Here is a 23,430-nt window from a genome sequence, read left to right as displayed (position 1 = left end):
GTGGCGCCTGTCACCCGTCAAGGTGACAACAGGACAGAAATGTCGACTAAAGGCCTCCGTCACCCGATTAGCCGCCTCAATCCGCGCAGACTTTCGTATCTTTCGAGCGAAAGTCTGTACGATCTTGACGTTACTAATCGGAATCAGGTGGATGCCCAACGTGCCGCCGGATGCTCACTCAGCGCTCCGGCCCGGATGTCATGAAAGGGTCGTTCAGGACGTAATTTGTCCTGAACGACCCTTTCATGACATCCGGAACCGCGGCACCGCGGCCTCTCAGCTACTCAGCGTGAAGGCCCGATCCGTAGCGGACCAAGCGGCCCCGATGACCCCCGCGGTGTCCCCCAGCTCCGACAGCACGATCGGCAGGTTCCCGGTCGCGAGCGGCAGCGACCGCCGGTACACCGAGCTTCGGATCTCGGCGAGCAGCTGATGCCCGAGCTGCGCCACGCCGCCACCGATCACGACCATGCCGGGGTTCACGAAACTCACCAGCGAGGCGACCACCTGCCCGAGCCGCCGCCCGCCGTCGCGGATCAGGTTGACCGCGCCGAAGTCGCCCGACGCCGCCGCCCGGCCGACGTCCTGCGCGGTGATCGCGCCGCGGGCCGCAACGACGTCGGCGAGGTAGGTCGACCGGCCACTGCGCGCGAGCGTAAGCCCGTCGCGGGCCAGTGCGGCACCGCCGAAGTAGGCCTCGAGGCAGCCCGTCTCGCCGCAGGCGCAGGTCGGCCCGTAGTCGTCGAGCCGGATGTGCCCGATGTCGCCCGCGGTGCCGGCGACGCCGCGGTACACCTTGCCGCCCAGCACGATCCCGCAGCCGATACCGGTACCGATCTTGACGAACACCAGGTCGTCGATGGAGCGCGCGACCCCGGCGTGCCGTTCCCCGAGCGCCATCGAGTTCACGTCGTTGTCGACCGTGACCGGGCAGCGCAGCAGCCCACCGAGATGGTCGCGCACGGAGAACCGGTCCCAGCCGGGCATTATCGGCGGCGCGACCGCCATGCCCTCGGCGAAACTCACCGGGCCCGGGAGACCGATCCCGGCGGCGATCAGCTTGCCCGGCGCCTCTTCGCGGATCTTCTCCGCCAGCGCGACGACGCGTTTGAGCACAGCGTGCGGCCCCTGCCGGACGTCGCAGTCCTCGACGGTGTGCACCAGCACCTCGCACGAAGCGTCGGTGAGCGCGACCCCGACCGACGTCGCGCCGACGTCGACCGACAGCACCCGCAGGTCTCCCGCGAGCCGCACCAACGTGGACCGCCTGCCGCCGCGGCTCGCCGACGGACCCGCCGTCTCGACGAGGCCGACCTCGGCCAGCCGCGCGACCTCGGCCCCCACCCGGGCACGCGGCAGCTCCAGCCGCTCCCCCAGCTCGACGCGGGACATCGGTCCCTCGTCGCGCAACAGGGTGAGCAACTGGGTCTGGTGCCGGGTTTCGACCGTCGGATGCTCCGACGTGGGTGCCGTGCTCATTCACCTGAGCCTACGGCGTTGTCCACCCGCTGTCCCGGATGACACTGGAAACCTTCACGCCCTCCGGACGGGAACAAACCCACCGTCACCGCTCAGTCCTTTGTGGACATTTCGGCGCGGACGAGGAGCCACGCCGGGATCAGCACGATCGCCGTGATCCCGGCGATCCACCCGTGCGCGCCCGCGACGGCCACCGCGGACCCGGGAGCGGCGGCGAGCCGCGCGGCGACGACCGCGGTCAGGGCCGACGTCCCGAAGGAACCGCCGATGCGTTGCAGCATGGCGAAGAGCGGCATCGCGTGGGAAATTCGCTCTTTGGGCACCGACACCAGTCCGGTGGCGAGCGCCGGGGTCGTGGTCAGCCCGATACCGCAGCCGCGGACCACCTGGACGGCCGAGAGCCACCGGTAATCGTCGGACCCGGTGAGCAGTGCGAGCGGCACCGTCCCGATGATCGTGACGATCAGGCCGGCGAAGATCACCCGCGCGCCGCCGATCCGGTCGGTCAGCCTGCCCGCGAGTGGAAGGGCCAGCACGGTGCCGAGTGCCAGCGGCGCGGTCAGGAACCCGGTGGCGACGAGGCTTTCGTGCCGGACGTCGAGGTAGTACAGCGGCAGGACGAGCATCGCACCGAACAGCGCGATCCCCATCCCGAAGACGACGGCGGCGGCCGAGGAGAACGTCCGGTCTCGGAACAGCCGCAGGTCGAGCAGTGGCGACGGCGACCTCAGCGCGGTGACCACGAAGGCGGCGAGCAGGAGCGCACCGGCGGCCGCCGCGATCGGGGCGGCTTCGGCGAAGCCGTAGACGAGCAACGGCAAGCCGGTGACGGTGAACACCAGGCCACGCCAATCCAGCGGGTGGTCGCCGACGGGCTTTTCCCTCGGCAGCCGTTTCCGGCCCAGCAGCAGGCAGAGCACCGCGAGCGGCACGTTCACCAGGAACATCCACGGCACGCCGAACCGCTCGGCGAGCACGCTGCCCGCCAGGGTGCCGAGCACGGGAGCGAGGTAGATCGGGATGCTCAGCACGGCCATCATCCGGCCGAGCCGCTTCGGTCCCGCCATCGTCGCGAACAGGATCTGTCCGGCCGGGACCAGCAGTCCGCCCGCGGCGCCTTGCAGGACACGGAACGCGATCAGCGCTTCGGCCGAGGGCGCCGCCGCGCACAGCGCGGAAAAGACCGCGAACAGACCGACGCACACCAGCCACAGCCGCGCCGTGCCGATGCGACGGCTCGCCCAGCCGCTCACCGGCACCATCGCGGCGAGCGCGAGCAGATAGCCGGTGACGATCCACTGGGCGGTACCGAGTGGTGCACGGAATCCGGCCGCGATCGTGCCGAGCGCGACGGTGACGACGGTCGACGTGAACATCGACAGGAATCCGCCGAGGGTCAGGATCGCGGCCGTCCCCCACAACGCCGGGGTCAATCGGTCCTCATCGGGACTTCCGATCATCCTACCTGCCGATCTTATCGCCGTTAAGATCTTAACAATGATAAGTTGCCGTCGAGTTGTCAACTCCGATACGGACCGGCGAAGGTGTGCGCATGGTCGTGAGACGGGATGGCTACGTTCGAGCCGCGCTGGAGCTCCTCGACGAGGTCGGGCTGGACGGATTGAGCCTGCGCAAGCTCGGGGAGAAGCTCGGCGTGCGCGGCCCCGCGCTCTACACGCACTTCGAGAGCAAGCAGGCGTTGCTCGACCAGATGGCCGAAACCATGCTGGACGACCGGCTCGCCCCGCTCGACGATCCCTCGGCGATGGACGACTGGGCCGAGTGGCTGGCCCGGCGCGCCCGCACCATCCGCCGCACCCTGCTGTCCTACCGGGACGGCGCCCGCCTGCACGCCGGCTCCCGCCCGACCGGCCGGTCGGCGATGACACCGCTGATCAAACCGTTGCTGCGGGCGGGTTTCACCGAAGAGAACGCGACGCACGCGATCCTCGCGATCAGCCGGTACACCCTCGGCTGCGCGATCGACGAGCAGCAGCACCTGGAGGGCGACCACGACGAGGATCCGGCCGCCTCGTTCGAGTACGGCCTCGCGCGCCTGATCGCCGGGCTCCGCGCCGACGTCGAAGTCGCGAACCCGCCGGACCAGGACGTCGCCTAGCCGCATTCAGAGGACGAAACGCTGGTCAGGACCAGAGATAGCGGCGTTCGGGACGGCCGGTCCCGCCATACTTGAGGGTCACCTCGGCCTTCCCCGTCGCCACGAAATGCTCCAGGTACCGTCGCGCGCTCACTCGCGCGACGCCCGTCGCCTCGGCGCATTCGCTCGCCGACATCCCGCCGTCCGCGCCCCGCAGGGCGTTCTCCACCAGTCGCGCGGTCTCGGCGGTGAGTCCCTTGGGCAGCACGGGTTTCGCGCTCGGCCGCGCACCGAAGACCTGGTCGACGTCGGCCTGCCCGGCCTCGGCCAGGCGGTCCAGCCGTTGGTGCAGGGACGCGAAATGCGTGAGCTGATCGCGCAGCGACGCGTACTCGAACGGCTTGATCAGATAGTGCAGCACCCCGCCCCGCATCGCCTGCCGCACGGTTTCCACGTCGGTCGCGGCGGTGATCAGGATGACGTCGACGTCCTCGGTCGTGCGCAGTTCCCGCAACACCGAAAGCCCGTCGAGATCGGGAAGGTAGACGTCCAGCAGCACCAGATCCGGTTTCAGTTCCCGCGCCAGGCGGATCGCGTCGGCGCCGGTGTGCGCGACCCCGACCACGGCGAACCCCTCCGTGCGCGTGACGTATCCACTGTGGACCTTCGCGACCATGAAATCGTCGTCGACGACGAGCACCTTGATCATCGCGGCAACCTCGCCGTGAACACCGCGCCGCCGGAGTTGTGCACCTCGACCGAGCCGCCTCGCCGCACACACGCCTGCCGGATCAGCGCGAGCCCGAGACCGCGCTGGCCGTGCGCGGCGGCCTTCGTGGTGAAGCCGTGCTCGAACACCTCTTCCGCGATCTCCGGGGCTACTCCCGGCCCGGAATCACGGACCTCCACCCGCACTTCGTCCTCCTCCTGCCACACGCCGACCTCGATCCAGCCCTGCTCACCGCCCTGCTTGTTCAAACTCAGTGCGTCCAAGGCGTTGTCCACGAGATTTCCCAGCACTGTCACCAAATCCGAGGAAAGGGCGTCTTCGACGCGGTCCAGTTCGCTGTCCGGGGCCATGCGCAGCCCGACCCCGCGTTCCGCGGCGAGCGACGCCTTCGCGATCAGCAACGCCGCCACCGCCGGATCCCCGACGCGCGAGCCGACCTCCGCGCGCCACTCCCCCTGCGCCGAGCTGATCCGGCTGACATAGCCGCGGACCTCTTCGTATTCCCCGAGTTCCAGCAGTCCGGAGATGGTGTGCAGCCGGTTGCTGAACTCGTGCGCCTGCGCCCGCAACGTGTCGGTGGCGTGCCTGCTGGCGTCGAGTTCGTCCCGCAGGGTCATCAGATCGGTGCGGTCCCGCAGGGTGACCACGGCTCCCCGCACGTCGATCGGCATCCGGTTCAGCGTGAGCACCTTCCCCTGCCGCAGCACGATCTGGTCCGCGCCGGTCGCGCGGCCGGTGAGCAGGTCGCGGATCCGCTCGTTGAGGTCGAGGTCCTCGACCGACCGGCCGACCGCGTCGTCCGGCAGCGCCAGCAGTGCGCGCGCTTGATCGTTCACCAGGGTGATCCGGTGCTGCGGGTCCAGGCCGACGACGCCCTCCTTGATGCCGTGCAGGAGCGCCTCCCGGTTCTCGACCAGCGCGGTGATCTCGTGCGGCTCCAGGCCGAGCGTCTGGTTCTTCACCCGCCGCGCCAGCAGCAGCGAACCGCTCACCCCGATCACCAGCGCGACCCCCAGCACGCGCAGGGCGTTGTCCGGCGACTCGAGCACTCCGGCGAAGAACCCGGGCGACTTCGAGCCCGCCGCGACCATGCGGACGACCTTGCCGCCCTTCTCGTCGAGCACCGGGACGTGCGCCACGATCGAGCCGTCGAGTTCGCCGACCCACGACCGTCCAGAGAGGACGGTGCTGTCGCCGATGTCGAGCAGCGTGCGCACCTGCCCCGGATCAGGTGACGCGAGCACATAACGGTCCGCTCCCGCGATCACGACGAAATCGACCCCGGAGAGGCTTCGCGCGGTCTCCGCGGGCGCGTTCAGCTCCCACGGGCCGTTGTCGAGGTCGCCCACGATGCCCTGCGCGGCGACACTCTCCGCGACCGAAAGCGCCCGGCGTCCCTCGGTCGTGCGGAAGTTGTTCCCCGCCTGGACGACGGCCAGCACGCCCACCGCGCACAGTAGGCAGGTGACGACTACCAGTTGCCACACGAGGAGCTGGCGGGCCAGTGAACCCCGAGCGCCCATCGCCACCTCCTCGTGACCACAAAGAACAAAAGAACCCTTAGGCGTCTAAGCGAGACATCTCTGTTTACACGAGTGCAACATGTCCAACCACGCGGCAGAGAGGCGGGGATCACAGTGAAGCCCAGTAGCTGGTTGGCCATCGCGGCGGCGCTTGTCGCCGTCTTGCTGGTGCCACCGTTGCTCACCCCGGGCAGCGAGGCCGACGAGGGCTCGCAGATCCGGTCGTTGCGGGTACTCGTGCCCAACGCGCCCGGCGGCGGTTACGACATCACGGCGCGGACCGCGACCAAGGCCATGGAGGACGCCGACCTGCTCGGCAACGCGGAGGTGTTCAACCTCCCCGGCGCCGGCGGCACGGTCGGCCTCGGCCGCACGGTGGCCGAACGCGGCAACGGCAAACTCGTCATGTCGATGGGGCTCGGCGTCGTCGGCAGCGTGTTCACGAACAAGTCGCCGTCTTCGCTGCTCGACACCACACCGGTGGCGAAGCTGATCGAAGAGTCGGACATCGTCGTGGTCGGCAAGGATTCGCCGTACCAGAACATCGGCCAGCTGCTCGATGCCTGGAAGCGGGACCCGGGCGCGGTCCAGGTCGGCGGCGGTTCGTCGCCCGGCGGGCCGGACCATCTGGCGCCGATGCTGATGGCGAAGGCGATCGGGCTCGCGCCCAAATCCGTCAACTACGTCCAGTACGACGGCGGTGGCGAACTGCTCGCCTCGGTGCTCGGCGGCAAGGTCGCGTTCGGCGTCTCCGGTGTCGGCGAGTACCGCGACCAGATCGCGGCGGGCACGCTCCGGGTACTGGCGGTGACGAGCGAGAAGCGGCTCCCCGGGATCGACGCGCCGACGCTGACGGAGTCCGGTGTGGACGTGAAGTTCACGAACTGGCGCGGCATCGTCGCGCCGCCCGGGATCACCGAGTCGGACCGGGCGAAGCTGGTGAGCCTGTTCGAGCGGTTGCAGAAGACGCCGCAGTGGCAGGAAGCCTTGCAGCGCAACGGATGGACCGGCGCGTTCGCGCCAGGTGAGCAGTTCGGTTCGTTTCTCAAAGAGGAGAACACTCGAGTGGCAACGGTGCTGAAAGAGCTGGGTCTGGCATGACCACGTGGCTGAAAGGGCGCTCCGAACTCGGAGTGAGCGTGGTGCTCGTCGTACTCGGCGTGCTGGTGCTGACCGACGCGCTGAGCATTCCCACCGACTTCGCCCAGCGCGGTCCCGTGGGGCCGAAGGCGGTACCGGTCCTGGTCGGCTCGTTGCTGCTGATCGTCGCGGTGCTGCTGGCGCGCGACGTCCTGCGCGGCGGCAAGGGCGAGGCCGAGGGCGGCGAGGACATCGATCTCACCGCGCCCGCCGACCTGCGCACGGTCCTGCTGCTGTGCGGTGCCTTCCTCGCCAACGCGGCGCTGATCGGCCTCGTCGGGTTCCCGATCTCGGGCGCGATCCTGTTCTGGGGCGCGGCGTTCGCCCTCGGCAGCCGCAACCTGGTGCGTGACCCGCTGATCGCGGCGGGCATGTCGATCGTGACCTTCCTGATCTTCAACAACCTGCTCGGTGTCCCGCTGCCCGGTGGCCCGTTGATGGAGGTGTTCTGATGCTGCAGCAACTCATCGACGGGTTCGGCACCGCGCTGACCCCGACGCACCTCGCGCTCGCCGCGCTCGGTGTGCTGCTGGGCACCGCGATCGGCGTGCTGCCGGGGATCGGTCCCGCGATGGCGGTGGCCCTGTTGCTGCCGGTGACCTACGGCATGGAGCCGACGGCGGCGTTCATCATGTTCGCCGGCATCTACTACGGCGGCATGTTCGGCGGCTCGACGACGTCGATCCTGCTGAACACCCCGGGTGAGAGCTTCTCGGTGGTCGCCGCGATCGACGGAAACCCCATGGCACGCAAGGGCCGGGGCGCACAGGCGCTGGCGGCGGCCGCGATCGGGCATTTCGTCGGCGGCATCCTCGGCACGATGGCGCTGGTGCTGCTGGCGCCGATCATCGCGAAGTACGCGGTGGACATCGGCGCGCCCGACCTGTTCGCGATCATGGTGCTGGCGTTCATCGGGGTGACCTCGGTGCTCGGCAACTCGCGGATCCGCGGGGTCGCTTCGCTGCTGATCGGTCTCACCATCGGGCTCGTCGGCCTGGACGAGATGACCGGCCAGTCGAGGTTGACCTTCGGTTCGCTGCATCTGGCCGACGGGATCGACGTGGTGATCGTGGCGGTCGCGCTGTTCGCCGTCGGCGAGTCGCTGTGGGTCGCCGCGCATCTGCGGCGCAACACCTTCAAGCCGATCCCGGTCGGCAGGCCGTGGCTCTCGCGCGCCGATCTGAAGCGGACCTGGAAGCCGTGGCTGCGCGGCCCGGTGATCGGTTTCCCGTTCGGCGCCATCCCGGCCGGTGGCGCCGAGATCCCGACCTTCCTTTCGTACCTGACCGAAAAGCGGCTCTCGAAGCACAAGGACGAGTTCGGCAAGGGCGCCATCGAAGGAGTCGCCGGTCCGGAAGCGGCCGCGTCGTCTTCGGCGGCGGGCACGCTGGTCTCGATGCTGACGCTGGGCCTGCCGACCACCGCGGTCGCGGCCGTGATGCTGGCGGCGTTCCAGCAGTACGGCATCCAGCCGGGACCGCTGCTGTTCGAACGCGAGTCGAAGCTGGTGTGGGGCCTGATCGCCTCGCTGTTCGTCGGCCTGACGCTGCTGCTGGTGCTGAACCTGCCGCTGGCGCCGCTGTGGGCGAAGCTGCTGCGCATCCCGCGGCCGTACCTCTACGCGGGCATCCTGTTCTTCGCCAGCGTCGGCGCGTACGCGGTCAACGCGGACATCTTCGATCTGCTGGTGATGTTCGTGATCGGCCTGATCGGGTTCGCGATGCGCCGCTACGGGTTGCCGGTGCTGCCGGCGATCATCGGCGTGATCCTCGGCCCGGCCGCCGAACAGCAGATGCGGCGCGCGCTGCAGCTCAGTGACGGCTCGCTGACCGGACTGGTCAACACGCCGTTCGCGATCGTGGTCTACGTGATCATCCTGGTGATCCTGTTCTTCCCGTTGATCAAGCGTTTCCTGCCCTCCCGGCCCACCGCACCCGAGCCGGAGCCCAAGGACAAGGTCGACGCCTGAGAAGCGGGAACCGGCCCGGCCTCGACTGCCCCGAGGCCGGGCCTTTCTCCCTCTTCGGAAGGAGGGCTTAGTCCCGTCGCCGTGAGACGCCGGCCCGGCCTACGCGCTCCCCTGGCTCCTGCTGCCTTCGTGCCTGTGGCGGTTGCCGTTCGCCGTCCACTTCGAAATGGGCCAGGCGAAGTGGTGCCCCGCTGGATCCCGTTCCTCGGCGGCAAAGCCGTCCGGCCGCTGGCGGCGGTCGTTCCCGCCGTGGTCGGCGGCTTGAGCCTCACCGCGCTCTTCAGCTCGGTCCCCCTCGGTGACGACCTAGGGGCCCGGCAAAGTCGCATAAGCGCTGGTCGGTGCCGCTCTTGACGATTCGGGCGGGATCTCCGAACGGGCGGACGACAGGAGACTTGACCGGACGATGTCCACAAAGGACACGAACCGGCAGGCAAATGCCCGTTTGATTCATATTCGTCCGGTTTTCGGGTGGGGTCGTGAGTGTTTTTGGTCGTTAGAACGACCAAAAACACTCACGACCCCTTCGTAAAACGCCCAAATCGGGCGCGCCCATCTCGGAAGTGTCCCCTGTGGACAGTTGAGAAGAGGCCAGGCCGCCGCGACGAGCCCCTCTGTCACCCACTTGACCAGCGGATAGACGACTTTGCCGGCCCCCTCGGTGACAACCGACGGCTCACCGTGTTCGGCATCGCCGAAAACGCCCCTTACGTCAACGAAGGCTGGGAAACGCTGGCCGCGATCTGCATCGCCCCGCTCAGCTTGTGGGGACCCATCACCATCGTTCTGGGGCTCGCCTATCACCGCCGTCGCAAGGTAACGAAAGCATAACGGCGAGGTCGCGTTTTGAACCGGCCGTCCCTCGGGGCCGTTTCAGCCAACGCGGAGTCAGTGACGCCGGCGCGGCCGGCGCCGCATCCCCCGGGCTTCGCGCAACGACACCGAACGAGGTGAACAAGTTCATGCCCCGTAACCAAAGAACCGCTGGCCGCCATCGCATGGCGCGCCGCACCAAGGTCGCCACGGGCGCCACCGCCCTCGCCCTCGCCGTCGGCGGGATCGTCGTGGTCAACACGACCGGAACCCCCGACGCCGCCAGGGCCGACGGCGCGGACAAATCGTTCTTCATCGACATCACGAAGGTCCCCCGCGGCAACAACGTCAACCTCGACCTCGCGAAACGAGGCGCACGAGGGACGTTCACCGTGGACTGCGGCCGCAACGAGAACGGCCACTTCAACGGCGACAACTTCATCGCCCAGCCCGGCGTCCGCAATGGAGCCGAGCACCTGCACGACTACGTCGGGAACCTTTCGACCAACGCGGACTCGAACAACAAGAGCCTGCTGCGCGCGGGCACCACCTGCAAGAACGGGGACAAGTCGGCCTACTTCTGGCCGGTCATCCGGATCAACACCGAGGAAGAGGAAGCCAACGAGGCCGCGAACGAGGAGAAACTCGCCGCGGATCGCGTCGACGCGGCCAAGGACGAGGCGGGCGCCCAGGTCGACTGCCCCGACGTCGCCAGCGAGCTCGAAGAGGTTCCCGACCAGGCGATGCCCGCGGTCGACGAGAACCTCGACAAACTCGACCGGGAGTCCGAGAACGCGAACAACCAGCTGGCGCAAGGAAAACAAGCCGCCCAGGTGCTCGACGAGCTGAAGAACAAGCGGAAGCCGTCGATCCAGCAGATCGGCGACACCATGCGGCAGGCGGGCAAGCCGGTCGCGAAGAACGAAGACCAGCTCGCGAGCTGCGCGGTGAAGCAGAACGGCAAGGGCGGTCTCGACAACGGCGGCGACAACAGCAACGTCAACGCCGCCGGTGACGCCGAGAAGAAGAAGGCCGACGGCAACGCCGCCGACCTGCCGGGTGTCAACGACAACAACGAGATCGGCGACAACGAAGGCGAGATCCAGCGCGCCGAGAAGGTCGACCTGACCTTCACCAGTGGCGGAGCCCGCCGCGTCGTCGCGATGCCGAAATTCCTGCGGGTGCTCTACGGCGACGCCAAACAGAGCACCAACGGCCCGGCCAACGCCCGGCCGAGCTGGACCTGCACCGGCTTCGAGGACCGGCTCACCGAGCTGTACCCGATCTGCCCGCGCGGCAGCAAGGTCACGCGGATCCACTCGTTCCCGAACTGCTGGGACGGGAAGAACACCGACAGCGCCAACCACCGCACGCATATCGTGTTCTCCGACCGCAACGGGAAATGCCCGCGTGGCTTCAAGAACGTGCCGCAGCTGCGGATCACGCTCGTGTACGACATCCCCGCGGACATCCAGGCCGCCGGGCAATACGCGGTCGACGCGTTCGCGCAGGAGAAGCACAACCCGCGCTCCGACCACGACGACTTCGCGAACGTCATGTCGCAGCGGCTGATGAACCAGCTGGTGAAGTGCATCAACAGCGGTAAGAGGTGCCGGCAGTAGCCCGCGCCCGGACGTCATGAAAGGGTCGTTCAGGACGAAAAACGTCTTGAACGACCCTTTCATGACATTTCCATGCGAGAGGGCGCGGCGGGGATGACCCGCGCCCCCACCCCCCGCGCCGGGGGTCCGGTTCCCGGCCCGGCGTAGGGGTACCGGGCCGGGAACCGGCGAGCGATACGGTTTTCCCTCCCTGGAAACCGGACCGCCCGGTCTGGGTCAGGCCGTCGTGGACAACCGGCTCACCCGGTCGAACACGAGCGGCACCGCGACGGCGGGGTTCAGTTCGGCGAGGACCGCTTCCGCGTCCAAGCCGGGCAAGTGGATCCACGCGCTGTCGGCGAAGTCCGGGGTCGTGACGCTGATCCGGGCGCAGCGGGCCGGCGGGACCAGCGCGACCCCGAACGGCTCGACCACGTTGCGCCACACGGATTGCGAGACGATCATCCCGGCGCCGAACTTGTCGCCCGTCGGATCCGAACGGCACCAGTAGCCCACGGCGTCGTTGAAGGTCGAGGCGCACAGCAGCCGGGTCAGCGTGATGTACGTGCGGTGGTAGCGGTGGTTGTCCGCCATCGGTCCCATGTGGACCGCCACCCGTGCCCGCATCGGGACCCTGGCGTAGCGGTTACGGGTCCGGAGCAGATGGTCCAGGTGGAACGCGACCTCGCAGAGCTGCCCGACGGCGTGGTCCGGATACGCGACCATCAGCCCGTCCCCGGTCTCCCGGAAGTGACGCGCTTCCCCCGGGGCGAGCCCGACCGCGTTGAACGAGCGGGAAACCAGCGTTTCCATCTCGGTCTTCATCGGGTCCAGCAGATCGTCGCTGGCCTTGGACGAACCGACGATGTCGACGGAAAGCACGGCGTGGGTGTGCGCGTTGTAATGGCCTGAGGTCAGCACCTGCATCTCTGCGACCCCTCCCCTGATCGGTGAAAACTGGCGGCAGGAAGCAGTGTTCCCACTCCTCACCGGAAGTTCTGTTCGGAACCGAACAAAACATGATCTCGCGATGGTCAACGCCAGTGAGCTAAGTCACACCTTTTTCCGTGATCACCCGCAATGCCTCGCGGTCGATGACGGTGATCGCACGGCGCGAACTGGCCACGACTCCCGCCTTCCGCAGCTTGTCCAGCGCCTGCGCGACCATGGTCCGCCCCATCGGGATGAACTGCGCGAGTTCGTCCTGGCTCAACGGGATCCCGATCCGCCAGCCGGCGGGTGTCCGGATGCCACAGACGTCGACCAGGTAGTCCAGCCGGGTCGCGACCCGCGCCACCGCCTGCGGTTTCCACGATTGGGTCCGCTGCCGCTGGGCGAGCACGAACCGGCGGGCGACGCTGACGAGCACCTCGCGCATCGCCGCCGGATGATCCAGCAGGAACCGGTTGAACTCGCTCGCCGCGATGCGCCGGACGTGCACCTCCTCGATGGCCACCACGTCGGCCATCCGGATACCGCCCGCGATCACCGCGATCTCGCCGTGCAGATCGCCGGGCACCCCGACGTCGAGGATGACCGTCGCACCCATCCGGTCGGCGCTGGTCACCTTCACGTAGCCGTGCCGCAGCAACATGACGAAGTCGCCGGGCTCGCCCGCCCGCATCAGCGCCTGTCTGGCCTCGTAGGTCTGCGGGGTCCCCATCTCCAGCAACCGGGCGCGGACGGGTTCGTCCAGTCGCTCCAGGAACGGACGTTCTCTCTCTTCGGCGGCCTCTTGGCCCAAACCCACGAAACACCCTCCCAGGCAGTCGTGAACACCTATCGCGGAGAGTAACCGAGTCGGCCACCCGATCCGGCGGCGGAACCGTCGTGGGTGGTGAAGATGCCCAGCCGGACCAGTTCCGATCTGATCCACTCGGCCAGCCGGTGCAACGGTCCGTCTTCGGCCTCGACGAAGTAGCTGTCCACGATCTGGTGTCGCCTATCGGCGTGTTTCGCCGCATAAAGCAGCGCTGACCGTACCTCCGACACCTTCAGCGGAGCGACCTTGATTCCCGGAGCGGGCCGCACGGTGCTTTTGGCGGCCATCACCGCCAGCACGGCCTCCTCCAGGCTGAACCGGTGCTCCACCGGCACGACCACATGTTCCACGCCCTCGACAACCCGGCGCCCGATCAACGGCATGCTGTCAGATCAGCATGACGCACGGCCGTAGTCTGTTCGGCACCGAACACTCACCCCGGTTCGACCGCCCGGAGAGCCTCTTCGAGCGTTTCCCGGTACAGCCCCATCCGTTCGCCGAGCATCACCGGATCGGGATTCTCGTCCCCCGCGTGTCGTTCCAGCTTCTCGGTGGTCTGCTTCACCGTCACCCGCAGTTCGACGACTTCGGCGGTGTTCCGGTTCTTGTGTCGTTCGAGCGCCGACACCGCCCGGCGGAAGACCTTGGCCAGCTCGGTTTCGCCGGGCCGCACCGTTTCGATGGCCGTCAGCGCCCGGCCGAGCAGGCTGAAGTGGTCGTACGGGGCGGATTGCGGCACGCGCTTCTTCTCCCGCGCCGGCCTCCGTCGCCTTCCGTTGAGCACGAAGAACGCGGTTTCGGCTGGCACCAGCACGGCCAGCGCGGCGGCCGCGGCGAAGAGCCAGGCCTGCGGATGCGGATAGGTCACCGCGCGGCCGATCATCCCGGCGATGAGGGCGAGCACCACCGCGACGACGTGGAACGGCCGGTTGTCGTACTCGGCCATGTCAGAAGTTGCTGAACACGTTGACGAACATCTTGTCGATGCCGTGCGGGTCGACGGCCTGGTAGCTGCGGGCCTTGGACTTCTGCGCGATCTCGTCGAGGACGCGGCTGTCGGCCTGCGCGCCGTAGGCCATGGTGAAGATCCGGACGGAGTTGTCCAGCCGTTCGGCGTCGACGTTCTGTAGCACCTGCTCCTTCGTCCCGGCTTCGGTGTTCTCGCCGTCGGTCAGGAAGACGACGGCGTTGATGAGGTTCGGATCGAACTCGAGCCGCATCTTGTCGTTGGCCGCCATCACCGTCTGGTACAGCGCCGTATCCCCTTTCGGAGTCAGGTTCTCGACCAGCTGGAGCATCGGGCCGCGGACGTTCTTGACCTTGCCGATCGGCATCTTCTCTTCGTACCCGTCCGAGAACGTCCACAGCCCGACCTCGTCTTCGGGATGCAGGTACTCGAGCTGTTTCCGGATCGCGGGTTTCAGCAGGGCGATCCGGCTTTCGGAGTACGGCTTGTCCTTGCGGTTCTTGTCGAACGGCTCGTTCATCGAACCGGACAGGTCCAGCACCAGCAGGATCCGGCCGCGCCGCTGCGTGTACTCCCAGCCGTCCAGCATCTTCTGGATCTGCTCGCCGGTGGGCACGCCGATCTTCGGGGTCTCCTGGGTGCCTTGGGTGCCCACGACCCCGGCCAGATCCGGGCCCGGCCTGCCCTCGGGGTCGCGGAACCCGAGATCGCGGAACCGGCGCTGCTGGCCCTCTTCCCGCAGGAAGGCGTAGAAGTCCTCGGCCGCGGCCTGCTGCTCGGACGACGCGCTCGCGGTGATCAGGAAGGGATGGTCGATCAGCATCGTCCCCTCCTTGGGGGGAACGGCGACCAGCGGGCGCAGCGGCGGGACGGGGTTCGCGTTCAGCTGCGCCGGATCCCCGGTCGGCACGCCGCGGTTGTAGAGGTAGACCATCTGCTCCTGCATCGCCATCGCGCTGATGTAGGGCGTGGGCTTCTTGCGGTCCTCGTCGTAGAGCGTCTTCAGGAAGGCCACCGAATCGTCGCTGTAGTAGGCGACCGACGCCTCGACCCCGCGGACGAACTGCACGGTCTCCGCGGTCCCGATCTTGCCGTAGTCGCCGCCCGTGGCGGCGAAGTAGGTCGCGATGGTCGCCGCGAGCCCGGACGTCGACCGCCGCGGATTGTCCTTGCCCAGGGTGAAGTTGCCCCAGTTGGCGTACTCCGCCCCTTTCGAAGCCCAGCCACCGTCCCGGTTCACCTGCAGGACGTCACCCCAGCCGATGGACTTGCCCGGCCAGCCCATCGCCTTGGCCATCGGCTCCGGCATCGCGATCACCATCGGGCTGGTCGCGAGCGAGGTCTTCGGCCCGGCCTTGATCCGGTCGCCCTTCCCCCGCTGTTTCAGCAGATCGAGCCAGAGCGAGGAACTCGGCAGCCAGACCTGGGGTTCGGGTTGACGTTCGTCGACGTCGTTCCAGCCGTCGGCGATGAGGTCGAGCGTGGCGCCCGAGGTCTTCTTGTATGCGTCGACCTTCGCGCATTTGCCGCCGTCGAACGTCCGGCCCGCGTCGTTGTACCGCGCGGCCAGTTCGGCGATCAGATCGCCCTTCTCCGTGGAGGAACTCGTGACCAGCCGCACGCAGTCGGTCCTCGGCGCCGCAGGCGGAGCGCTGACCGTGGTGGCGAGCAGGACGATCACGAGCGTCCCGACGAGCGCGCCGAAGACGAGCGAAAGCCAGCCTGATCTCCGCATGCGCCGCCCCCTCGCCGTCGTAGCGGGCAAGTGTAGCTACAACGTGGCTTCCGGTTCCGTCTCCTCGGTGACCAGATCGTAGGTTTCGAAACTGAAGCGGGCGAGAGTGCCCACCCAATTCCGGTAGACCTGTAGATCATCGAAGGATTCGGCGTCCAGCCGCCATTCAGGTGGAAAGGCGTCGCGCGATGATTCCCCGGCGGAAAGCGCGATGAACGTCGAACGCGCGGCGTCCGGATCGGCGACCAGCAGGGCCAGCAGGACGAGCACCGCGCGATAGGGGCCGCCGACGAACGCCGCCAGTTCCGCGTCGGGGATTCCGATGCGCACGAGCCGGTAGAGATTGACCAGTTTCCGGATCTCGCGCGGCGTGTTCAGCCTCTTCCGCAGCACGTGGACGAAATCGCGTTCGACCTCGGTGAGCCGCAACCGGTCCGGCCGCATGTTGTAGAACGTCGGCGGGGCGGTGTCCTGCACCACGACCTCCACCGGTTCACCGCGTTCGGGGGCACTCTCGTCCTCCGTCCATTCTTCGTGCTCGGACGGCCGCGGTCCCCGTTCCCCGATCGGCATCAGGGCGTCGATCAGCTCGTCCGCCGCGCTTCCCATGGGGCGCAGGGCGAACACGATCTGGAAGATCTTGTCGAGGTACTCCGCCCGGCTCGTCTCGCCCGCGCCGAACAGTTCTTCGTGGTGCTGGTCGAGGCATCGCCGCAACCATCTTGGATCGACGGCCACCACCACGACGAACGCGGGCAGGGCCAGCAGCAGATGGACCGCGGCCAGCACTTCGATCACCTTCGACGGCGCGCAACGGTCGAGGTCGTCGATGTAGAGCACGATCCGCTCCAGCGGTGGCTTGCCCTTCCCGCCCGCCAGCAGCCATTGTTCCCGCGCGTCGGCCAGATCGGCGCTCAGGTCCGCGAGGTCCTCGCGCACCCGGGCGAAAACCCCTTGGTAATCCCCGTATCGACCGGTTTTCGCCTCCTCGATCAGATCGCCGAGCCTGCTTGCGGCGTCCAACCGCCGGAGCCGTTCCTCGGTCTCCCGTACCTCGGTCTCGAACCGTTCCCCGCGTTTGTCGACGTCGTGCCGCAGTTTGTCCAATGTGGACTTCACCGGGGCGAGGGCCGCCCTGGCGGTGGTGAGCGCCGGGGTCAGCACGGCGCCGAGCGCGACGATGGCGCCCGCGGCCGCGAGAATCGCGTTGTGCCACAGGGCCCAGCCGGTGATCGCCGCGGCGATGCCGAGCACCCCCGCCACCGCGTAGCCCGCGACCGCGAGCCGTCGCCGCCGTCGTTCGGCGCGGTCCACCCCGGATACCAGCAGCCGCCAGCGCCAGGTGAGCGGAGAGTCCGCCTTGACCGCCTTCAGTCCCGCGAGCCGGGCCCGCAGTTCCTCGCGTTCGGCATGGACCTCACCGGCGTCCGCGTGCGTCTCGGGCGCGCCGAGGTTGCGGAACAGATGGTCCACCAGCCCGACCCACAGATGGTCGTCGTGGTACTGCCAGGCGTTGAACCGGATCTGCCGGATCTCACCGGTGAACACGCTGTTGGCGGCGTCGCCGCGGGACCGGCTGGCCAGTTCGGCCACCCGGTCGGTCACCTGCCGGACGAAACTCGACTTGCCGGACCCCCAGGGCCCCAGCAGCGCGACGCACAGCGGCGGGCTGGTCTCGCGGTCGGCGATGACCGCGGCGAGCGTGCGCACGTCGTCGTGGAAGCCGATCAGGTCCACCGGGCTTTCGACGTCGGGCGTGATCCGCGGCCGCGCCCGGCCCGGTTTCGGCTCGACGAAACCGGTGCCGTCGATCTGGTTGCCGAAGCGGTCCCACACCCGGATCGTGCGGTCGTCGCCGACCGTGACGATCTTTTCGTTCCCCGCGGTGCAGGCGATCGCCCGGACGTTCCCCTGATGTCCCTTGAGGAGCGTGTACTCCCGCGGGTCGTCGATCTCGCGGACGCGGACCTCGCCGTCGGAGCCGCCGGAGAGCACCAACTTGCCGTCCGCGCCGAAGGCCAGCGCCCGCACCACCCCGGTGTGCGCGGGGAAGACGAGGGCGGGGTCGCCTTTGCGTCCCCACAACCGCACCGTCTCGCCCTCGGCGGACAGCACCTGCCCACCGTCGGGCGAGATCGCGACCACGTGGACCGCGCCCGCCCCACCGAACCGGTAGTGGGAAACGACTTCCCGGTCCCACAGCCGCACGCCGCCGGCGTCGTCCCCGGCGACGACGACCCGGCCGTCCGGGGTCACCGCGACGGATTCGATCTCCGGGCCGCCGATGCGCGGACCGCGCACCGTCACGCCGTCCGGCCGGCGGACCTCGACGGCGCTCCCCGCGCCGGACACGACGAAGTCCTTCGCCACCGCGACCGCCACGGTCCGTTTGGTGGTCTGGACCTCCGGGGGATGCGCTTCGGCGCCGGTGATCCGCCAGCGCCGCACCGTCGCCCCATCGCAACCGACCACGTACTGACCCGAGATACCCACCGCCAGCACCGGCCGATCATGGCCGCTCAGCACGAATTTCTGCGCTCCGGTCTCCAGGTCCCAGACCCGGACCGTCCGGTCGGCACCCCCGGTGACCAGCCGGTTTCCCTTCACCGCGACCGCGAGGATCGGTTCTTCGTGTCCGGTGAAACGCGCCGTCGTCATAACGGCACAGTCTTCCGGTCGCGTCAAGATCATGGTTAACGACAGACGACTATCGGCGGGTACCCCGGCCGCCCCGACAGGTTCAGTGTCGACACTGCTCCGAAATTCCAGCACGCCTTAACGCGAGGAGTTCAACGTGCTTCGACGTACCTTCGCCGCGGTGCTCACCGGCGCCGCGCTCTCCATCTCGGTGCTCTCGGCACCCTCCGCCGGCGCCGCCGAGATCATGGCGACGACCCTGACCTACGACGACAGCCAGGCGGCGGAGTTCAAGGACGCGGTGGCCGCCGGCGTCAACGTCTGGAACACCAACGTCACCAACGTCCGCATCGTGAAGGCGACGCCGGGGCAGCGGGTCAACATCCGGGTCATCGCCGACAACGGCTGGCCGCGCGCCACGCTCGGCCCGGTCCGCCCGGGCGGCACGGTCACCGTGTGGATGGGCAGGCAGGCCGTCCAGCAGGGCTATCACACGCCCCGGATCGCTTCCCACGAACTCGGGCACAGCCTCGGCCTGCCCGACGTGAAGCCCGGCCCCTGCTCGTCGCTGATGTCCGGCTCGACCGGCGGGGTCAGCTGCACCAACGTGAACCCCAACGCCCAGGAGAAGGCCAGGGTCCAGCAGCTCTACGCCGGCACCGCGGTGCAGAGCGCCGACGCGGGCAAGGTCCTCGCGGAAATCGGCTGATCCTCCAGCCAGGGGGTGCCGCGCCCGGCACCCCCTGGCCTGGCTCTTTCAGGCGTTCGCCGTGATCGCCGCCGCCGGGCACAGCTGCACGGCGTCGCCGATCTCGGCCGGTTCCGGATCCAGCAGCCGGACCCGGCCGTCTTCCTCGTCCTGTTCGAACACCCCGGGCGCGGTCAGCACGCACATTCCGGCGCCCACACAGCGTTCCCGGTCCACTTCGAGTTTCATCGCGCTCAGCTCCAGGCCACCGGGAGCGCGTACACGCCGTAGATGTCGGAGTCCGTCCGCATCGGGATCTCCTCGGCCGGGACGGCCAGGCGCAGCTTGGGGAACCTGGCGAGCAGCCCGCCGAAGGCGACCTTCATCTGCACACGCGCGAGCTGCTGGCCGAGGCACTGGTGCACGCCGTGCCCGAAGGTGGCGTGCCCGGCGGCGTTCCGGCGGACGTCGAGCCGGTCGGGTTCCGGGAACTTCAGCGGATCACGGTTGGCGGCCTGGGCCGACAGCGCGACCACCTCCCCGGCCCTGACGAGCTGACCGCCGATCTCGACGTCTTCGAGCGCGGTGCGCGCACCGGTGTGCGTGATGGTCAGATAGCGCAACAGTTCCTCGATCGCGCCATCGATGAGCTCCGGATCCTCGCGCAGCGCCGCGAGCTGCTCCGGATTCTGGAGAAGGGCGAACGTGCCCAGCCCGAGCATGTTGGCCGTGGTGTCGAGACCCGCTCCCAGCAAGAGGAACGCGATGCTGGTCAGTTCCTCGTCGGTGAGTTCCGTGGTCGTCAGTTCGCCGAGGATGTCGTCGGTCGGCTCGGCACGCTTCGCCAGGATGAGCTTGTAGAGGTACTCCCCCAGCGCGTTGATGGCGGCTCCCTGCTCCTCGGCCGAAGCGTCCGGCCGGTTCAGCGGCATGACGTTGCGGCGGAAGAACTCGTGGTCTTCGTACGGGACGCCGAGCAGCTCGCAGATCATCAGCGCCGGAATGGGCTGCGCGAAGACAGGCACCAGATCGGCCGTCGTCCCCTCGCGCTCCATCGCGTCCAGGCACTCGGTGGTCACCTGCTCGACTCGCTCGGTCAGCAGCCGCATCCGGCGGACGGTGAACTTGCCGGTGAGCAGCTTGCGGTACCGCGCGTGCTCCGCACCGTCCATCCGGATGAACATCCCCGGTGCCGCGGGCGGCATCTCCACCATCGCCGCCGCCCCCGGCAACGGTGAGTGCATCAGTTCCTGCCGGGCACTGAACCGGGGATCCGCGAGGATCGCCCTGGCGATCGCGTGGCCGGTCGCGAGCCAGCCCTCGTGCCCGTCGGGGAAGGTCAGCCGGACGAGCGGGTGCTCGTCGCGCAGCGTGCCGAGCTCCGCGGGCGGGTCGAACGGGCAGCCCTTCGGGCGTTCGAGGGGCAGCTCGGTGAGATGTGGGACCGAGGTGGTCATTTCTGTTCCTCCCAGTTTTCAGCGATACCCAAAGGCTACGTTGCATTCAGAGTTGCTTCAAAGCTAAGGACTGGCTTTTATGGCGTTCTTGCTGGTAGGTTTCCGTAAATCGTTGCAACGATCTTGGCGGTGAATGCAACGACTCGTTGCAATGATTTGCGGGTGAACGCACAGGAGGTGCCCATGCCGGGCGGCAGGCTGACCCAGGAGGACCGTCGGCTGATCGCGGCCTGGCTCAAGGACGGCCTCGGTTACGCCGAGATCGCGCGGCGGCTCGGGCGCCCGACGTCGACGATCAGCCGTGAGGTCGCGCGCAACAGCGGCCGATCCGGCTACCGCGCCGACGAAGCGACCCGCGTGACCGGAGAACGCGCTCGACGCCGCAAACCCCAGCCGCGCGCCGTCCCCGTCGTCGAAAACGGCTACGGCCGCGACCCCGAAGCCGTCCGCGCCTTCGAAACCGAGTTCGCCGAAATGATCGTCGAGACCGGCCTGCCCCGGATGACCGCCCGGCTGCTCGCGTGTTTGGCGGTCAGCGACGACGGCGTACTCAGCGCCGCCGAACTCGCCCAACGGCTCCAGGTCAGCCCCGCTTCGATCTCGAACGCCGTCGCCTACCTCGAGTCGCAAGCGATGCTCAAACGGGAACGGGACGGTCGGCGAGAGCGCTACGTCATCGACGAGGAGATGCCGCAACGGGTGTGGAACGAAAGCGTGCGGTCGAACCAGGAATGGGTGCGGGTCTCGCGCCGGGGCGCCGAAGTCCTCGGCACCTCGACCCCCGCGGGGGCCCGCATGGACGACCTCTCCCGGTTTCACGCGCGTATCAACGAAATCATGCTCGACGACCGGATCGCGGTGTTCGCCGGTGACGCTCTGACCGTGCTCGCCGCCCTTCTGCATGCCGGGCGCGCACTTTCCGTTTCGGCTCTCGCGGACGCGCTGGGCTGGGCGACCGACCGGGTTGCGGCCGCTTTGCGGGTGGCGGAGGAGCATCCGCATATCGCGGGGCCGGTGCGGGTGGTTTGCCGTGATGGGGAGTATGGGGCGGTTCCCTTGGTGGAACGGCTCACGGCTGGGCAGTTGGCGGCTTTGGGGGGTTGAGGGGTGTGGTTCGGGTTTGGGGCTGCTGTGTCGCCGTTTTTCGGCGACGTGGCAGGGCTGGCACGCGGACCGCACGTTGCCACTTTTCGGCGACGCCTCGTGGCTTCTGGTTGAAAGCCGGTGCTTCACGCACAAATCCGCCGCTTTCCGACGGCAGATGGGAACGGTGGGACTTGTTGACGGCTTGCGGCTGAAGCCCTCCCTGCACCTGGACCGTCGCCGGTTTTCGGCGACGCACCGGAACAGTGGGACATGGCAGCGGCTTGTGCCTGAACCCAGCCCACACCCGACCGCCTGTCGCCGGTTTTCGGCAACACATCGAAACAGCGGACTGGCCGACTGTGTTCTCCGACTGAAGCTCAGTGTCGTACGCACGACTCCCCTGTCGCCAAATTCCGACGACAGACCGGACTCGTCGGCGGCCCTCCGGCTGAAGCCCTCCCCGAACCTGACCCGTCGCCGTTTCTCGGCAACGGACTCAGAACGGTGGTGGCTCGTCGCCTAATGGGCGGGGTTCGTGAAGTGGTGGCGGTGTGCTGTCGTGGCGCTGTCCGGTCGGAGTGATGATCGTGAGGGTGCCATCGGATGCGAGGTGGTAGGTCCAGCCGGGTTCGTCCTTCAACCGGTGGTCCCGGCGGCAAAGATCCACGAGTTCGGTGTCGGCGGTGTGCCCGCCGTGCTGCCACGGCACCGCATGATCGAGGTCGCACGCCTGAGCCGGGCGATGACAGCCGGGTCTTCGGCATTCACGATCCCGCACCCGCACGAACTCCGCCAAACCCGCCGTCGGCCGGTACCGATCCCGGCCGAGATCGAGAACCTGCCCGGACAGCGGATCGGTGATGATCCGCCGCAACACAGTGTTCTCACCGTTAGCGATGTGCCGGGCCAACGCCGCGGGGATCGTGCCATGTCCGGCCAGTGCCGCGGGGTCGTCGTTCAAACCGAGATAGGTGAACAAGTCCATATAGAGGAACACTTCGCTGCGCTCACCCGCCCCGCCCTGCCCACCGAGCAGCAGATCCAGCGCGACATCGGCCCTCAGCTGATCCAGAGTGCGGGTCTCGCCGTCGGCCCTGAGGGCGCGTGCTTCCCGATCGATCCGCTGATACGCGGCGGCGACCTTCTCCACCGGCCCATCCTCGACCTCGATCGAGGCGACCCCGGTCTCACCATGCCGCAGCGTGAGACGGCGGCCTTCGCGATGCTGCTCGGCCCGTTTACCGGCCCCGTCGGGGTCGATGGTGTTCACCGCGTGATTGGCGGCTTTCCGGACCTGATCGGGGTTCTTCTTCGCGATCCGATCCTCCAACAACGCGTCCACCGCAAGAGCGTCCTCATCGGAGAGCCATGCGGTGGCAGTGGCGACTTTCGACGCACCGAACCCACTCAATTTCCCATTGTCCATCAAGGCCAAGGTGCGAGGCAGACGGCTGGTCACCGCGTCCGCCGCGGCGACCAGCGCACCCGCATGATTGTCCACAAGGGACAACTCAAGCGCGACCTCCTGCACCACACTCCGCGCGCCGTCACGATGCCGGTTCAACTGCGCCAACGCCCGGAACCGCACCGCCTCCAGCCGCGCGATCCCCGCTGACGCCGCCTGCGCCAACGCCACGGAATCGTTGTCGTCCAACATATTCGCGGCATCGTTCACCGCAGCCAGCACCTCAGGATCGGTGAGGCTTTCCAGGAGCGCCACAGGCGCGGAATGAGTGTCCACCCCA

At 68.2% G+C, this 23,430-nt stretch carries 21 protein-coding genes; 8 read left to right on the top strand and 13 right to left on the bottom strand.

Features of this window, described 5'->3' with window-relative positions:
- Positions 1 to 276: 276 nt before the first annotated feature.
- Together AORI_RS47915 and AORI_RS47910 are read right to left on the bottom strand one after the other, a co-directional pair.
- A complete protein-coding gene (locus AORI_RS47915) occupies positions 277 to 1,479 on the bottom strand; it encodes an ROK family transcriptional regulator (RefSeq protein WP_016331776.1) in 1,203 nt (400 codons plus the stop codon).
- 92 nt (positions 1,480 to 1,571) lie between these two features.
- Positions 1,572 to 2,939, bottom strand: coding sequence for a DHA2 family efflux MFS transporter permease subunit (locus AORI_RS47910; RefSeq protein ID WP_043847933.1), 1,368 nt, complete (start codon positions 2,937 to 2,939; stop codon positions 1,572 to 1,574).
- Between the two features lie 92 nt (positions 2,940 to 3,031).
- Here AORI_RS47910 and AORI_RS47905 point away from each other — a divergent pair, with 92 nt between their 5' ends.
- Positions 3,032 to 3,598, top strand: coding sequence for a TetR/AcrR family transcriptional regulator C-terminal domain-containing protein (locus AORI_RS47905; RefSeq protein ID WP_016331774.1), 567 nt, complete (start codon positions 3,032 to 3,034; stop codon positions 3,596 to 3,598).
- Positions 3,599 to 3,623: 25 nt separating this feature from the next.
- On the opposite strand, the gene AORI_RS47900 is transcribed toward AORI_RS47905, so the two are convergent.
- Entirely contained in the window at positions 3,624 to 4,286 is a 663-nt protein-coding gene (locus tag AORI_RS47900) for a response regulator (protein ID WP_016331773.1), read from the bottom strand.
- Positions 4,283 to 5,830: a sensor histidine kinase gene (locus AORI_RS47895; RefSeq protein ID WP_016331772.1), complete on the bottom strand. Its 1,548-nt coding sequence runs from the start codon at positions 5,828 to 5,830 to the stop codon at positions 4,283 to 4,285. Before AORI_RS47895 ends, AORI_RS47900 begins: the two co-directional genes overlap by 4 nt.
- A 132-nt stretch (positions 5,831 to 5,962) precedes the next feature.
- Between AORI_RS47895 and AORI_RS47890 the strand changes: the two genes are divergently transcribed.
- From AORI_RS47890 to AORI_RS47875, 5 genes are all read left to right on the top strand, one after another.
- Positions 5,963 to 6,931, top strand: coding sequence for a Bug family tripartite tricarboxylate transporter substrate binding protein (locus tag AORI_RS47890; RefSeq protein ID WP_016331771.1), 969 nt, complete (start codon positions 5,963 to 5,965; stop codon positions 6,929 to 6,931).
- On the top strand, positions 6,928 to 7,422 hold the full coding sequence (locus AORI_RS47885; RefSeq protein ID WP_016331770.1) for a tripartite tricarboxylate transporter TctB family protein: 495 nt from the start codon (positions 6,928 to 6,930) through the stop codon (positions 7,420 to 7,422). Before AORI_RS47890 ends, AORI_RS47885 begins: the two co-directional genes overlap by 4 nt.
- Positions 7,422 to 8,939: a tripartite tricarboxylate transporter permease gene (locus tag AORI_RS47880; RefSeq protein WP_016331769.1), complete on the top strand. Its 1,518-nt coding sequence runs from the start codon at positions 7,422 to 7,424 to the stop codon at positions 8,937 to 8,939. The genes AORI_RS47885 and AORI_RS47880 overlap by 1 nt, the downstream gene beginning before the upstream one ends.
- A 681-nt stretch (positions 8,940 to 9,620) precedes the next feature.
- A complete protein-coding gene (locus AORI_RS83640) occupies positions 9,621 to 9,770 on the top strand; it encodes a hypothetical protein (RefSeq protein WP_016331768.1) in 150 nt (49 codons plus the stop codon).
- Between the two features lie 167 nt (positions 9,771 to 9,937).
- The gene (locus tag AORI_RS47875) at positions 9,938 to 11,374 is read left to right on the top strand and encodes a DUF1996 domain-containing protein (protein ID WP_016331766.1); all 1,437 of its coding nucleotides are present in this window, start codon (positions 9,938 to 9,940) and stop codon (positions 11,372 to 11,374) included.
- A 216-nt stretch (positions 11,375 to 11,590) separates the two neighbouring features.
- Here the strand turns inward: AORI_RS47875 and AORI_RS47870 are convergent, their stop codons facing one another.
- The 6 genes from AORI_RS47870 to AORI_RS47845 all read right to left on the bottom strand — a co-directional run bounded on the left by AORI_RS47870 (position 11,591) and on the right by AORI_RS47845 (position 18,475).
- Complete coding sequence (locus AORI_RS47870) at positions 11,591 to 12,280, bottom strand: hypothetical protein (protein WP_016331765.1); 690 nt, start codon at positions 12,278 to 12,280, stop codon at positions 11,591 to 11,593.
- A 121-nt stretch (positions 12,281 to 12,401) separates the two neighbouring features.
- The gene (locus AORI_RS47865) at positions 12,402 to 13,103 is read right to left on the bottom strand and encodes a Crp/Fnr family transcriptional regulator (RefSeq protein ID WP_016331764.1); all 702 of its coding nucleotides are present in this window, start codon (positions 13,101 to 13,103) and stop codon (positions 12,402 to 12,404) included.
- A 29-nt stretch (positions 13,104 to 13,132) separates the two neighbouring features.
- Complete coding sequence (locus AORI_RS47860) at positions 13,133 to 13,498, bottom strand: hypothetical protein (RefSeq protein WP_016331763.1); 366 nt, start codon at positions 13,496 to 13,498, stop codon at positions 13,133 to 13,135.
- 50 nt (positions 13,499 to 13,548) lie between these two features.
- Positions 13,549 to 14,061 (bottom strand): hypothetical protein, encoded by a 513-nt coding sequence (locus AORI_RS47855; RefSeq protein WP_016331762.1) that lies wholly within the window; start codon positions 14,059 to 14,061, stop codon positions 13,549 to 13,551.
- A 1-nt stretch (position 14,062) separates the two neighbouring features.
- On the bottom strand, positions 14,063 to 15,817 hold the full coding sequence (locus tag AORI_RS47850) for a substrate-binding and vWA domain-containing protein (RefSeq protein WP_016331761.1): 1,755 nt from the start codon (positions 15,815 to 15,817) through the stop codon (positions 14,063 to 14,065).
- A 36-nt stretch (positions 15,818 to 15,853) separates the two neighbouring features.
- The gene (locus AORI_RS47845; protein WP_016331760.1) at positions 15,854 to 18,475 is read right to left on the bottom strand and encodes a P-loop NTPase fold protein; all 2,622 of its coding nucleotides are present in this window, start codon (positions 18,473 to 18,475) and stop codon (positions 15,854 to 15,856) included.
- A gap of 136 nt (positions 18,476 to 18,611) precedes the next feature.
- Between AORI_RS47845 and AORI_RS47840 the strand changes: the two genes are divergently transcribed.
- A complete protein-coding gene (locus AORI_RS47840; protein ID WP_016331759.1) occupies positions 18,612 to 19,163 on the top strand; it encodes a snapalysin family zinc-dependent metalloprotease in 552 nt (183 codons plus the stop codon).
- Positions 19,164 to 19,211: 48 nt separating this feature from the next.
- Here the strand turns inward: AORI_RS47840 and AORI_RS47835 are convergent, their stop codons facing one another.
- The gene (locus AORI_RS47835) at positions 19,212 to 19,391 is read right to left on the bottom strand and encodes a ferredoxin (RefSeq protein WP_016331758.1); all 180 of its coding nucleotides are present in this window, start codon (positions 19,389 to 19,391) and stop codon (positions 19,212 to 19,214) included.
- Between the two features lie 5 nt (positions 19,392 to 19,396).
- Positions 19,397 to 20,599: a cytochrome P450 gene (locus tag AORI_RS47830; protein ID WP_016331757.1), complete on the bottom strand. Its 1,203-nt coding sequence runs from the start codon at positions 20,597 to 20,599 to the stop codon at positions 19,397 to 19,399.
- Between the two features lie 183 nt (positions 20,600 to 20,782).
- Here AORI_RS47830 and AORI_RS47825 point away from each other — a divergent pair, with 183 nt between their 5' ends.
- Positions 20,783 to 21,703, top strand: coding sequence for a helix-turn-helix domain-containing protein (locus AORI_RS47825; RefSeq protein ID WP_016331756.1), 921 nt, complete (start codon positions 20,783 to 20,785; stop codon positions 21,701 to 21,703).
- A gap of 478 nt (positions 21,704 to 22,181) precedes the next feature.
- On the opposite strand, the gene AORI_RS47820 is transcribed toward AORI_RS47825, so the two are convergent.
- On the bottom strand, positions 22,182 to 23,405 hold the full coding sequence (locus AORI_RS47820; protein ID WP_016331755.1) for an HNH endonuclease signature motif containing protein: 1,224 nt from the start codon (positions 23,403 to 23,405) through the stop codon (positions 22,182 to 22,184).
- Between the last annotated feature and the right edge of the window lie 25 nt (positions 23,406 to 23,430).

The sequence above is a fragment of the Amycolatopsis keratiniphila genome, assembly GCF_000400635.2.
GTDB lineage: Bacteria > Actinomycetota > Actinomycetes > Mycobacteriales > Pseudonocardiaceae > Amycolatopsis > Amycolatopsis keratiniphila.
This window is presented reverse-complemented; position numbering and strand designations above follow the sequence as displayed.